The organism is Mucilaginibacter sp. OAE612 (assembly GCF_041806395.1).
Lineage (GTDB): Bacteria > Bacteroidota > Bacteroidia > Sphingobacteriales > Sphingobacteriaceae > Mucilaginibacter > Mucilaginibacter rubeus.
This window is the reverse complement of the sequence record NZ_JBGMUW010000001.1, coordinates 1,787,627-1,802,046: the sequence shown is the minus strand read 5'-3', so window position 1 is coordinate 1,802,046 and position 14,420 is coordinate 1,787,627. Positions and strand designations below refer to the sequence as shown.

General features: G+C 41.2%; 10 protein-coding genes. 5 read left to right on the top strand and 5 right to left on the bottom strand.

Features of this window, described 5'->3' with window-relative positions; translation table 11 throughout:
• Positions 1–7 precede the first annotated feature (7 nt).
• Positions 8–385 (top strand): multidrug efflux SMR transporter, encoded by a 378-nt coding sequence (locus ABID99_RS07655; RefSeq protein ID WP_208102497.1) that lies wholly within the window; start codon positions 8–10, stop codon positions 383–385.
• 10 nt (positions 386–395) lie between these two features.
• On the opposite strand, the gene ABID99_RS07650 is transcribed toward ABID99_RS07655, so the two are convergent.
• Entirely contained in the window at positions 396–1,313 is a 918-nt protein-coding gene (locus ABID99_RS07650; protein WP_373613345.1) for a hypothetical protein, read from the bottom strand.
• A gap of 183 nt (positions 1,314–1,496) precedes the next feature.
• On the opposite strand from ABID99_RS07650, the gene ABID99_RS07645 reads away from it, so the two are divergent.
• On the top strand, positions 1,497–1,925 hold the full coding sequence (locus tag ABID99_RS07645; protein WP_373613344.1) for a PepSY-like domain-containing protein: 429 nt from the start codon (positions 1,497–1,499) through the stop codon (positions 1,923–1,925).
• A gap of 246 nt (positions 1,926–2,171) precedes the next feature.
• A complete protein-coding gene (locus tag ABID99_RS07640; RefSeq protein WP_090526837.1) occupies positions 2,172–4,712 on the top strand; it encodes a DUF5686 and carboxypeptidase-like regulatory domain-containing protein in 2,541 nt (846 codons plus the stop codon).
• A 73-nt stretch (positions 4,713–4,785) separates the two neighbouring features.
• Here ABID99_RS07640 and ABID99_RS07635 read toward each other — a convergent pair whose 3' ends face one another.
• The 3 genes from ABID99_RS07635 to ABID99_RS07625 all read right to left on the bottom strand — a co-directional run bounded on the left by ABID99_RS07635 (position 4,786) and on the right by ABID99_RS07625 (position 10,010).
• Positions 4,786–5,340: a histidine phosphatase family protein gene (locus ABID99_RS07635; RefSeq protein ID WP_188832652.1), complete on the bottom strand. Its 555-nt coding sequence runs from the start codon at positions 5,338–5,340 to the stop codon at positions 4,786–4,788.
• Between the two features lie 402 nt (positions 5,341–5,742).
• Positions 5,743–7,170 (bottom strand): hypothetical protein, encoded by a 1,428-nt coding sequence (locus tag ABID99_RS07630; RefSeq protein ID WP_188832653.1) that lies wholly within the window; start codon positions 7,168–7,170, stop codon positions 5,743–5,745.
• A gap of 11 nt (positions 7,171–7,181) precedes the next feature.
• Positions 7,182–10,010 (bottom strand): TonB-dependent receptor domain-containing protein, encoded by a 2,829-nt coding sequence (locus ABID99_RS07625; protein ID WP_373613343.1) that lies wholly within the window; start codon positions 10,008–10,010, stop codon positions 7,182–7,184.
• 501 nt (positions 10,011–10,511) lie between these two features.
• Here ABID99_RS07625 and fbp point away from each other — a divergent pair.
• Both fbp and ABID99_RS07615 read left to right on the top strand, forming a co-directional pair.
• Complete coding sequence (fbp, locus tag ABID99_RS07620; protein WP_090526829.1) at positions 10,512–11,564, top strand: class 1 fructose-bisphosphatase; 1,053 nt, start codon at positions 10,512–10,514, stop codon at positions 11,562–11,564.
• Positions 11,565–11,923: 359 nt separating this feature from the next.
• Positions 11,924–13,336 carry a pectate lyase gene (locus ABID99_RS07615; RefSeq protein WP_354483896.1) on the top strand — a complete coding sequence of 471 codons (1,413 nt, stop codon included), beginning with the start codon at positions 11,924–11,926 and terminating at the stop codon, positions 13,334–13,336.
• Between the two features lie 97 nt (positions 13,337–13,433).
• On the opposite strand, the gene ABID99_RS07610 is transcribed toward ABID99_RS07615, so the two are convergent.
• Positions 13,434–14,417 (bottom strand): hypothetical protein, encoded by a 984-nt coding sequence (locus ABID99_RS07610; RefSeq protein WP_373613342.1) that lies wholly within the window; start codon positions 14,415–14,417, stop codon positions 13,434–13,436.
• Positions 14,418–14,420: the final 3 nt, after the last annotated feature.

Here is a 14,420-nt window from a genome sequence, read left to right as displayed (position 1 = left end):
AAACATATTGGCCTGGCTATATATTTTAATCGCAGCCGCATTTGAAGCGGCCTGGACATTCTCGCTAAAATTCATGAAATTCAGCGATTTGAAGGCACTTCGTCTTAATTCTGTTTTAAGCCTGCAACATGGCCTGCCAGTATGGTTACCTTTTGTTGGCTATATTGTTTTTGGCATCGGCAATATCTACTTTTTTTCGCTGGCAATAAAACTGGTGCCAACAGCCGTAGCATATGCTGTTTGGACAGCGGTAACCCTCATCCTGATTAAATTAGTAGAAGTTTCGTTTTTAAATCAGCGCCTCTCCTACGTGGAAATATTTTTCATGCTACTGATCATGACAGGTGTTTTAGGTTTGAAATTTTATGGACCGGAAATAAAGTAAGCCTGGCGAGTTATTTACCCAACGCCTCCTTTTTTAGTTTTGCCTTCAAAGTATCAAACCGTACCCAATAAAGGCAACAATCCTTTTCACTGGTGCCTTTGGTATAAATCAGGTATTTACCATCAGGAGTAACATATTCACCCCAGCGGTGGGCATCACCATCATTAATCAGCGGACCAAGGTTTAACGGTGCTGTCCAGCTATGATCGGGCTTACGAAAAGTGATCCCCAGCTCACATTCGTAATCTGGCTTTTCCTTATAGCTGATGATCATGTATGACTCATCGGACGCTACATAGAAATCGCCGTCGAATGCCGGTGTATTGATAACCGGTCCTAAGCTTTTAATAACTGTATCTGTTTTGGAGATGGTAAGCGTGCAGAAATCGTAAGTACTATAGTCCCTTACGTTGCCCTTATCACCGTTACTACCTACATAAAAAGTTCCGCTGTTGGTCGGCATAAAATTGTAAAGGCCATAACCCTTTTTCAGAAATACATATGGATCTGTCCAACCATCTTTGTTGCGATGTGATATCCAAACATATGAATGTTTACCATCGCCTTTGCCTACAAAGTACATGCTCCTGCCATCAACAGAAAAAGTTGGTGTGCTATAATCATAGTTAAGTACAAAAGGGCCTTGCCATCTGTTATCATCATATTTAAAATAACGGATCTTATTACCTTTTGCATTAAACCAGTGTATGGAATTGCCGTAATAGAACTCCTTGCCATTTGCAGAAAAGGCCGACCGCCCCATGGCTATGCCACTATCGGGCACCAACATGTGTTGCGCAAAAACACGCGGTGTATCATTAGGGCGCTGCTGTCCAAGATAAGCGTCCTTGCTATTGAAAAAATTGCTTTGAGCGCTTACACAGCTATAAAAGCAGCACAACACAAGCAGGAAAATTAAAATTCTCATGGTAAAATGGTTATGTTTATTTTATTGGATTTACTATCTGCAAAACAAAGTTAGCGGTGGTTAATTACAAACACCGGTTCAAACCCATTCAAGTTTGTTTCAATTAAAATCAAGTTGTTTTGCCCGTACCATATTCCTCCAGATTGCTCTCTTAAATTAGTGTAAATCAAAATAAAAGCACTTATGAAAAAGGCCATTTTATTAATCATCACCGCCGCCCTGCTTGGTACCGGTGCCGTGGTAAAAGCAACCGGCAGTTTAGAAGTACCAGTCGCTGTAAAGCAAAGCCTCGCCAAAAAATATCCAAATGCCACAAAAGTTACCTGGGAAAAAGAAAAAGGAAATTATGAAGCCAATTGGGGAGGCAAATCGGGCGAGGATACTTCGGTAACTTTTACCCCCAAAGGCGAATTTGTAGAAGAGGGGGATGCCATACCGGTTACCCAACTACCTCCTGCTGTTTTTGAATATGTTAAAACTAATTATAAAGGCACAAAAATTAAAGAAGCCGGGCGTGTAACCAATGCGGCGGGCAAAAAGATGTTTGAGGCAGAAATAAAAGGGAAAGATCTGTTATTTGACCAAAAAGGAAAGTTCATTAAAATTGATTGAATATAGCCGTCACAATCCTGTTAATCTTAAAATAATACTATCTTTTGTAACAATTCAAATTTAATTTGTACGTTTAAAACAATTGAAAAGCATATTCCGGGCACACGCCCGAAATATGAATAAAACTGAACACTTTTTGTACCCTTAATCTACCACAATTTGCTATCCTCTTTTGAGATTTATTCCCGAACGTCAAACTCAACAAGACTGCTATTCTCTAATCTTTTAACTCCATTGCTTATCCTTATGTTGTTTCCGTTGTGCAGCACAGCACAACAACCAGACAGCGTTAAAAAACCATCAGCTCAGGTAATAACGAGCATTAAAGGACAAGTGGTAGATGACGCCTCGGGGCAGCCGCTTCCGGGTATTAATGTTAAAGTTGTTGGCGGCAGGTACGGAACCATTGCAGAACCGGACGGGAAATTTGAGTTAAACGCCCCGGGAGCTTTTACGCATGTTACCTTCTCTTATATTGGCTATCAAACCGTTACAAAAGTGATTAAACCCGGACAGGTAAACGTTCTGCACATCAGGTTACATGATAGTCAAACCCAGCTTAAAGAGGTTAAGGTTGTTTCCGGAAAGAAACAACGATACCGTAATAAAGGCAACCCTGCGGTTGAGCTTATCCAGCAGGTCATCGACCATAAAAAGCAAAACCGCATGGAAAGCGCCGATTACCTGCAATATGACCAATATGAGCGCATCAATCTGTCATTTATCGACGTTCCTTCTAAACTGATGAACAGCCGTTATTTTAAGATGTACCAGTTTATGCTTGATACTGTAAAAGATAACGGGCAAACCCAGGTGTTGCTTCCCGCGTATCTTAGCGAAAAGCAATATCAAAATTACTATCGCAAAGATCCGGCTAAATCCATCAGTGTGCTCAAAGCGCAAAAGGAAGCCAACATCCTTAAATTTATTGATACGGCAGGCCTTGATGTTTATATGAACCGCCTTTACGGTAATGTAATTGATATTTATGATAACAATGTTTTTATCATTACCAACCAGTTCCTGAGCCCTATTGCAGATCACTCTCCTAATTATTACAAATTTTTTATTACCGATACCATACAGACTGCTAAGGAAAAACTGATTGAACTAAGTTTTACACCACGTACCAAAGGCGACTTGCTTTTTGAAGGTAAATTGCTTGTAAGTATGACGGGCAACTATGCCGTACGGAGCTGTGAACTTAATGTGAACAAACAGATCAATATTAACTTCATGCGAACGCTCAAGATCACGCTTGATTTTGAGCAGAACCCTAACGGCCGGTATTTTTTAAGCAAAAGCGACGTTAAAGCCGATTTCGGCATCTTAAAAAACAAAGGCCTGGGGTTAATGGGCGAACGAACGGTAATTTTCTCTAACTATATAGCAGACAAACCGCTTCCCGCCGCATTTTATGAGGGCAAAGAATTGCAGATAGCTCCCGATGCAGACAAGCCCGACACCTCATACTGGGCTCGTAACCGGCCGGATACACTAACCGATCATCAGTCGAAGATGTACCCGCGCATCTCCCGGTTAGAAAAAATGCCGCAATTTAAACGGGCAACCTGGTTTGCAGCTACTTTTACCGGAGGTTATGCCAAGGCGGGCCCGGTGCTGATAGGCCCCATTGGCACATTTTATTCCCGGGACAGCCAGGAAGGCTCCCGCTTTCAGATTGGCGGACGTACCACCACCGATTTAAGCAAATCAATTTATTTTGAAGGATTTGGCGCCTATGGTACTCGCGATAAGGCTTATAAATACAATATCGCAACTTTTTACTCATTCAATAAAACACCTTTTTACCGCTACCCTAATGACTACCTTAAGGCAAGCTATTTAAATGATGTTAATGTACCGGGGAGGGACCTTTCTACTATCAATCAGCAAGCCGCGCTTGCATCGTTTTCAACAGGAAAAACAATATACTGGCTTTATAGTAAGATTGCCAAAATTGAATATGTAAAGGACTTTGAAAACCATTTTTCGTTCGATCTCGCGTTTAGAAACTGGAACCAGCGCCCCGCCGCGGCATTAGTATTTCAATATAATGATGATGCCAACACTATGGTTCATGACATTACTACCAGCGAGTTGAACCTCGCTTTCAGGTATGCACCGCATGAGCAAATTTTACAGGGAACGGTATACCGCCGCACCATCTACAGCAAATACCCGATCATAAATTTGCAGATCAATCATGGCTTTAAAGGCCTGTTCAATGGTGAATATGATTTCACCAGTGTTAAAGCAAGCATTTTCAAACGGTTTTACCTGTCTCAGCTTGGTTATACTGATATTACTGTACTTGGAAATTATTTAGTGGGTAAAGTGCCATTTCCACTCCTCAATCTGGCCCCGGCTAACCAGTCACTCGCCTATGATGAGGATGCCTATAACCAGCAAACCTACCTTGAGTTTGTAAGCGATCATTATGCGGGTATTAACTTAACCCATAGCTTCAGCGGCTTTTTGCTGAATAAATTCCCATTGATAAAACACCTGAAATGGAGGGAATTTCTATCAGCCAAAATACTATTCGGCGGCTTGCGCAACGAAAATAATCCACTTTATTCACCTAACTTGTTCCGGTTCCCGGTAGGTGGTAACGGGGCAAATGGTACTTATGCTTTAGGCACTAAACCTTATATAGAAGCCGGAGTAGGTATAGGTAATATCTTTAAGTTTTTGCGGATAGACGGGATCAAAAGGTTTAATTACCTTGACCATCCGGGGGCTGCGGAATATGGCGTTAAATTTAGTTTCGCCCCGGATTTTTAAGCAATTTGGCATTACAGGTAATCATAGCCATTGACTAAAGTCAACGGCTATGAAACTTTCATTTTCAAACAACTTAAAAATTACAATCTTTTCCTGGATCGATATTTTCCTTATCGCGGGTAAGAACAGCTTCGCCGTTTTCAAAGGAGACAACCCAAATGCTATCGTAATCATCATCCGGCCATTTCAGGTTATCCTGTTTTATGCCTAAGGAACGTACTATTGGTGCAATGCCGCCATGCTCCCATACCACTAATATTACACCGGTACGGCTTTTTAAATCGGCAGCCAAACCTAAAGAATCCTTCTCGGTACGTGAGCTGTTTACCGTTAAATTGTATTTGGCAGCAAGCGGCACAATGGTCTGAAACATTCTCGAGTGTTTGGTAGCCTCTCCCAGCCCCAGGCCGGGCACAAATATTTTGTCAGGCACTCCAAATCTGGCGGTTAGTATAGCCGGTAACTTTAACGATCTGTTTATTCCCTGGCAATTCAGATTATCGCCCTTCAATGCCTTTTCGGCATGACGGATAAAGACAATCTTTAAATCAGTTGATTGCGCCTTAACTGATAGTATAGCTAACAGGGATATGATAAATAAAAACAGGATACGAATGATCTTTTTCATTTTTGTAATTGAGTCTTTAAAAGGACGAGGCCGTATCATTAGTCGAATTGACTACCTTGGAGTTATGTTACCTGTGAATTGAAATTCAGCCGATAATATTTATACAAAACGGGGTTAACATGTTTTTTGAATAAAAAACTACCAACCAACTGATTATTAGACACATAATTAAATATTTACACAAAAAAGGGGGTTAACACTTTTTTGGATAAAAACAAATTCAATTAACTGATTATCAGATATATAATTAAATGTTAACCCTGAATTGTGTTAACCCTGTTACCTCCCCTTTTATTAGTAAATTCAACCCGGAATTATATATCGCTTAAGCATCTGAATAAGTCAAAAAATGAGGCCGATGATATATGATACAGCCTCATCCTTATATAAATAGTTAATAATTTAATGCTGATTTCCTGAGCCATTTAACTGGTATGCCCCAAGATCGGCACCAGGTAATGTTGCGTCAGATAAGCCATAAACCTTATCAAGCGGTACCGTAATTAACGGTTTAATGGTAGTGTTACCCTTACCGATAAGCGGCGAGCCGGCCAGCAAACGGAAGTTAAAGTTACCTATGGCGTTATATTGGTACAACGGATGACCTACAGTTGGCAGCGGAAAGTTCAGGAACATCGGGTTATTTTTTTGTACAACATCGCTGCCATCATAAATAGAACCTAAAGTATAATTTGAAGGCAGGTATTTTGCCGATGTTGTGATTGATGGAATATCCGTGCTTTGCGGCTGCGTGATGTAGCCTGTTGGATAAAACTGGTTGGCTACACTTAATGAATCGGCCCATTGATAGTTATTACCGTATGAAAGGTGGGCAACATCGGCAACCGGGCTGCCTACCACACGATAACCAAACTTGCAATTGATTGCCACGTTATTGTAATACATGCCCGCTGCACCTTCTTCAAAATTGATACAACCACCACGACCGCTTTGCACCTGGCGGTAACCACCACTAACAAATGTATTGTTATACATTACAATATTGGTTTGCGGTGCACCCGTAGCCTGACCTTTGTTTGATGCTTTTTGGCCATTAGTAGCCGTACCGATAAACATATTGTAGGCCATTGTACCTACAGTACCGCCTTTGGCATTTAAACAATCACCTCCGCTAACGCCATTTTTTTCAAAAGTGTTTCTGAAGATGGCTATTTTACCTGCCGAGATCCGGATAGGGTCATCTATCCCACCGTACAGCCAGGAATCTTCCATAATGAAATTGCCTTTATAATTGGCAAATAAAATACTGTATTGGTTGCCTGTGCCCGAGCCGGCAATAGTTGATGTGGCTTTTCCCTCGGTTAAGCCGGCATACTCCACGTGAGTCCATCTTAGCACTAATAAATTACAGGTTGGTCCGCCAATAATGCCTTTCCATTTACCAGCGTATGCAGGATCGACAGCAGCAGTAAAGCCACCGGGCGCATCATTTTTCACAATACCAGGAACGGTGATCCAGTTTGGCTGATTTTTTGACCCGTTACTCACCAGGGTACCAAGCGCAATAAGGCTGCTCCCGGCACCCATGTTTAATCTTACACCAGGCTGCAATAATAAAGTATCAGTTGGGTTGATCACCAAATCACAACCGTCTTCAACGGTGTATGTTTTGCCGGTAAGCATGGTACCTTTTACCGGGATTACTGTTGAACCGCTTGAGCTGCACGAAAGCGGAGCTTTATCACTTACCGGGTTTGCAGCCGGTGGTGTATAGCTGTAAATGTCCATGTGCTCACCTTTCCATTTCTGACAACCGGAAAACGCGGCCGCCATCAGGATACAAATAACTGGGATTATATATTTTTTCATCGTTGTTTTTATTATAATTTATACCTGAAACCACCAAGGAATAGTGTTTTGTAATAGTCGCTTTGTACAAGCGTTTGACCTGCAATGTCCTGTTTGCCTAAAAACTCCTGCTGCTTTGCATCAAGACTACCATGCGGGTATTTCAAATAGATTTTGCTGGCCGCGTTGGTGATATTATTAACCTTGCCATAGAAAGAAAATCTTTTGGCTATAGTTTTTTCGAAAGAAAAATCTAACTGGTTGTAGGCATGCTGGTAAAAATCGAGGTTATAATATGGTGATACTTGCGCCAAACGCTCGCCGGTGTAAACAAAAGCCAGTTGCATATCCAAACCTAACTTCGCGCTTTTGTACAATACAGATGCGTTACCCACATGGTCTGCCTGACCTTGCAGCGGACGCGTTTGATTCACATTGGTTTGCTGTAAACCCAATGTTGGGTCATTTGAGTAAAGCAATTTGTTGGTGGTTATCCTTGAGTGGGTATAAGTATAGTTGATTGAAAAGCCTATCACACCAAAGAATTTAGTAGCCAAAGCTTCAAAACCATAGTTGGTAGCATTACCAGGGTCATTTTGAGGTTTAATAACCTGATCGCTCGGACCGCCATTGCGCACAACAAAGTACTCAATTGGATTATAGATCTTTTTGTAGAAAGAACCTAACAATAACTGATCGGCACCGCCAGGGAAAAACTCATAACGTACGTCGTAATTATCGGCAGTGATATGCTTTAAATATGGGTTACCTACCTGGTCATAATATTCGCCGGTAACTTTATATGGCACCTGCTCACCAAAGCCCGGACGGCTTATTGCCGCAAAGTATGAAGCACGGATATTTTGATTATCTGTTAACTGGTATTTTAAGTGGATGCTTGGTAATACATCGGTGTATTTAATGTTACCGCTTCTTTGTGTAACCGTTTCGGGCGATTGGGTGTTGTAGGTCAAATCGGTATTTTCGATTCGCACGCCGCCTAATATCTGCAGTTTCGGGAACAGATCAAACTTAATCTGTAAATATTCGGCATTATCATTTTCCCTTACGTGGTAGTTGTTTTGCAGATCGGGGTTATTGGCACCGATACCATCAGCAGTCGAATTGAATGCAAAAGGGATAGCGTCGAAATTATTATTGAACAAGGTTGATTTACCACCGGTTAATGAATAAGTGATATAATCAGCATCCCTCACTTTATGGCGATATAAACCACCTGCAGAAAACCCAACATCTTTACCGGCAATTTTAGGAGTATAGATCAGATTAGCGTATCCCGAAATGTCTTTATCGCGGTTATTTTCCCAATGATGGTCTAACTGGGTATTGTTGTCAACCTCGGCAGTGACGGCTCCCGAGTTATTGAGGGTTTTATTGGCATCATAAAAAAACTCGGTTCTATCCGGCTGGTGCCTCGTAGCTTCAGAATATACCCCATCCCAGTTTAAGCGCCACTCGTTACCAAGCCAGTGATCACCATGCAAGGTTGAGTTATAGATATTTTGCTTGGCTAGCATACTCCTGTTTGAGATGGTGATCTGCTTGCTTAAGCCAGTTGAGTTTAAGCCCAAACCAAGGGTATCAGAAGTAAAACGCGATTCAAATTCGCTTTGATGAATGTATAGGTTGTATAACGAGATCTTGTTTTTGTCGTTAATCGCGTAATCTATTTTGTTGTGGATACCTACGCGTTCTGTTTGGGTTGAATAAGTACGGTCATAAGCATCAGAAAACTGCGGCGAGTTTGGTAGTGGGATAGCTGAAGGCTGCGCATTTGGCGTAAGCTGCTTTGAGTTAGAACCACGGTATATGTTCTGATAACTTGCAGATACAATAACGCCTAATTTTTTATTCAAAAACCTATCACCAATAGTGAGGCCGGCGGTTGAGCTAAAAGGAGTTGAAATATTTTTATCGCTTGTAAGCGCCTTATTGCTAAAATCGGCATAGGTAGCGGCATAGCTGTTACCATTGATTGCTGCCGGAGATTTTCTGTTAGGAGATGCGCTGAAACCAACAAATGGCCTGCTTGACGAAAACAGGGTAGAAAAGCCACCTGATACGTTAGCGCTGAAAGTAAACTGGCTTGGAGCACTTTTCATCACCAGGTTCATCACGCCGCCAATGGCATCGCCTTCCATACTTGGGGTAAGCGCTTTGATCACTTCAAGCCTTTCCAGCATTTCTGAAGGGAATATATCCATAGGCACAAACCGGTATTGAGCATCCGGGCTTGGTATTTTAATACCGTTTACCAATGTTGAGTTGTAACGCTGGTCCATACCCCTAATGATAGCGTAACGACCTTCGCCACTTGCCGAACGCTGAATGGTTACACCGCTAACACGCTGTAAAGCGTTAGCCACAGTAACGTCGGGCAATAACTTTATTGCATTTGCCGAAAGTACGTTGATAACCATCGGTGCATTTTTTTCAATGCTACGCACAGCGCCATCAGATTCTTTATTTGTCTGGGCTTTAACCTGTATTTCTGTCATCTGCATATCGGCGTCCTGCAAGGCCACGTTTACCGTAATGACTTCATTGACCGATGTAATATTGCCCTCCCTAACTTTAGAAGGGCCGTAACCAACATAATTTACCTGTATTTTGTATGGCCCATTCTTTAAATTTTTAAAGCTATAAGCGCCATTAAGGTTAACCGCAACAAATTTGCTAACCCCATCCTGGGTTAAGTGAACTGTTGCTCCGGTAAGGGGTTCGCCGGTTTTAGTATCGGTTACCTTTCCCCTTATGGTTTGGGCATTAGCCGAAACAGAAAATAACAGGCATATTGAAAACAAGAGCAATAGCCTGTAAAGAAAGTAGGTGTATTTCATGAACAACGGGTTTAATTTTCCGCAAAGAAACCCGCTGAAAACTGGAGAAAAATTGAATAAAAGAGCCTAAAACTATTAGATAACCCAAACTTAATAAATGCTTAACATAAAAGGCTGAATTGCATTAATTACCTCCAAATTAAGATGGGCAGCTTCTATAACAAGGCTGTCCTTTCAGCTTATTCGGCTTTTATTTTAGGTAGGATCAACTCCTAACCTGTTGATGCTACTATCCTCGAAAACAAGGTAGCTGATTATCCCCGATTAACACGATAGCTTAAAAATACACCATGCGAAGCTATGCTAACAGACTGTTTATCAATTAAAAATAACATTTCCATAAAATTGGTTAACCAAGCAAAAACGCAAACGTTTGCGTAAATAATTAACAGCATTGTGGGTGCAATATGTAAATACCATGTTATAATTGGTAATCGGTAAGTATTCTGTTAACCAATTTCTTTTAAGCTACCGGGTTAAACACATTAAACATCGAAAAATATGACGGCATTTAAAACTCTTGGACAATTTATTATTGAGCGGCAAAAAGATTTTCCTTATGCCAAAGGCGAGCTTTCTCGGCTACTTCGTGATATTGGGATCGCCGCCAAAATAGTAAACAGGGAAATTAACAAGGCCGGCCTTGTTGATATTTTAGGTGATGCCGGCTCCTCCAATATTCAGGGAGAGTCACAAAAAAAGCTGGACATTTATGCCAATGAGCAGTTTATAGCAGCATTAAGAAGCGGCGGGGAATGCTGTATAGTGGTTTCGGAAGAAAATGATGAATACCTGGTTATAGATTCGGATATTTCAAAAGAAGCAAACTACGTTGTTGCACTTGATCCTTTAGACGGATCATCCAATATCGATGTCAATGTAGGCGTAGGAACCATATTTTCTATTTACAGACGAAAATCAGACACAGGGAAACATTCCACAAACGAAGATGTATTACAGCTTGGTACCGAGCAGGTGGCTGCAGGATATGTCATTTATGGATCTTCAACGATGCTTGTATATACCACAGGCAAGGGTGTTAATGGCTTTACCCTTGATCCTTCAATCGGTGAGTTTTGTCTTTCGCACCCTAACATGACTGTTCCGGCAGCAGGAACAATTTACTCAATAAACGAAGGCAATTACATTCATTTTCCGGATGGGGTAAAAAAATATATCAAATATTGCCAGGTAGAAGATCCGGATACCAACCGACCATATACTTCCAGGTACACAGGATCGATGGTTGCGGATATACACCGGACCTTAATAAAAGGCGGAATTTTTATTTATCCCCCTACTACAGGCGCAAAAAAGGGAAAACTGCGGCTGATTTACGAGTGTAACCCTATGGCTTATATTATTGAGCAAGCCGGCGGCAAAGCATCAGACGGATACAAAAGAATTATGGAAATTGAAGTAAAGGAACTACACCAGCGATCCTCCATATTTATTGGCTCAATGGATATGGTACTCAAAGCCGAAGAATTTATGTCATCATTTTCTCCAAAATTATTTGTCAAATCGTTTGAAGGAGAAGTTAAAATTCAATAAGAATATTGAAAAACGCGATAGTGACCACGTTAAGCGCCAACTTTTTGTAAAGCTGCTTTCACAATTTAATGCTTTAATTGCAAGTTAAAAATACTGGGCAAAACTTGGTTTTAAAGTGACATAAGACAATAATCGACGAAAATTGTTTTTTCTTCTGAACTAAAATTGTCATCCAAATGTCATGAAGTGTAAAATACTTCACAACTATACGTGTCACAAATACACATAACTTTACACGTTTAAACAGCAGAATCAGCATTTTTGAACTATTTAAGCTTTTAGTCTATATCTTTAGGAAAAAATCAACGGTAATTTTTAATATAAGACCACGTTTCGAGGGCTTAATTAAAAATTATAACATGCAAAAAACAAAATCTTTAAAAAAAATGACTTTTGGCAGTTTGGCACTGAGCGCAATTATCCTCATCGGAAGTTGCTCCAAAAATGCAGACCAACCAGTAACCGTTCCAATTAATGATTTAAACGCCAGCAAAAGCCTGGCAACAACAGCCCCCACCGTCTACACGATGGCCACATCTTCAATCCGGTTAGATGAAGGTTACGCTTACAAATTCAGCCCCGTTCAGGTAAGCGGCGATTCAAACACGCAGCCAACAGCGTCAACACTCCAACTTTATGAAAATGGTGTTGCGTTAGGTCCGGCTCATTCTGTTCACAGTGACATCAGAAACCTTGGTAAAGGGCGTTACAGTCACTGGGATACCGGATTGTATTTCTCAACTTCCGACAACAGCAGCCCTCTGACAAACGGAAGAAAGTACACTTACACCCTTACCGGTACAACAACTACTACCACCACAACCGCTCCGGCTACAAGTACTTCAACAACAACCGCATCGGGCTCCGTTTTGAGTACAGTATTAACCGGTTACGCTGCTGTTAACGGTACAACAACCGGTGGTAAAGGCGGTACCACGGTAACTGTAAACACACTGGCTGCGTTCAAATCTGCGGTGTCAGGCAATTCGCCCAAGATTGTGTATGTTTCCGGAACAATTAGCGGATCAGGCGTAACTCCTGTGTATGTTGGTTCAAATACCACCATCATCGGTAAAACCGGCGCCGTTTTATCAAGCCTTAACCTTTACCTGTTCACTGTAAGCAATATCATTATCCAAAACGTTACGTTTAGAAACTACGTAACCGAATGCGGTGTTTACGTTAAATTCCAGTCGAACCACGTTTGGATTGACCATTGCGATTTTGCAACAGACCGCAGCCATGGCTGGGATTACTGGGGTAAAGATATCGGCGTTGCCGAAGGCTCTGACTACGTAACCATTTCATGGAACAAATTCCATGACACCTACTTGTCATTGCTTATTGGTTCGGTAACAAGCGATGCTGTTACAGCCAACACCGGCAAACTACACGTTACATTGCACCACAACTACTGGTACAATGTGTCTGAAAGGGAGCCAACTTTGGTATTCGGTACTATCCACATGTACAATAACTACCACTTAAACAACGATGGTTATTCCATCGGTGCAAGATACGGTGGTACAGTAAGGACAGATAATGAATATTTCTCAGGCTGCAGGAAGCCACTTACTACTAACTTAGATGGCGACCCTGTAGGTTACTTCAGCGGTATATCAACCAACATTTATTCTAATTGCGGTGCTAACGACATCACCTCATCTTTATCAAGTTGGGTGCCGTCATACGCTTACAGCACGTTGCTTGATGCTGCTGCAAACGTTCCGGCAGTGGTAACAGCAGGTGCCGGCGTTAAAACAGTTAATTAATTAAATTATTCATCCCCATGCTAAGTGAAAGGCCGCTTTATGAATTATCATAAAAGCGGCCTTTCACTTTTTATTGATCCCAGCTCCGATACAATAATCAATTTTCACGCAGGGGCTCCTGGTTTTTACTGAAGTATTGAACGTTAGCCGCAGGGCTTAATCTTTTTTTCATAAAAGCCACAATGGTATCGGTATACAGGTCGGCTCCTCTGCCGTTTAAATGCGCCCTGTCCGAATAGTATTCCGGGTTTTTAAAATATACATCGTTGGTAAAATCGTGAAAAACAACCTTGTTACTGTTACAAGTACTTTTCAATTTTAAATAGGAATTCTGTTGGGTATCATCGTTATACCTCGGCGATACAAATACAAACAATTGAATTTTTTGCCGCTTACATTCATTTATAAACAAATCCAGCGCATTTACATTATCGGCCGATATGCTGTCTGAATATGGTTTAAGCGATGTATGGGTTGAAACCCGGCTGACGTCCATTTTATTATCTAAAGGATTAAAGCCCATGACAGTGTTTCCTGATGATAAAAAGTAATGCTGAAATATAGAAACCAGCTGGCCATTGTAGCGGTATGTTTGAAGATGGCTTTTTATTAGCTCCAGCCGGTCTTTCTTTTCAATCATATTGCCGATAACATCCGATTGTTTTAAATAAGGCAGTAAAATGGAAAGCCTGTTCTTTTCATCTTCCTTTTCACTTAACACATCGCTCGTTACATCTAATACAACAACCTTAGGAACGTGGTGCTGTAATGCCAGTTCAAAAATTGCTGTACTATATAAAAGCCCTTCGCCATCCCGGCCGCCATTAAAACAACTTAGGTGTAAACCATCCTTTATAATCGATGAGTTATAATGATGAGAAGCTCTTGAGCTTCCCAAAACCAACACATCTTCATTTAAATTATACACAACGTGATTAGCGACAGCGTATTCGCCGGAAACCTGGTGTGTAAAAAAATAATAAAGGAACATACCGGCTGCCTGATCAACAGCCACAAAAGCCACAATCATCAATAACAACCTGATAAAAAACTTATTGCTGTTTTCTTTCAACTGCTTCATAAT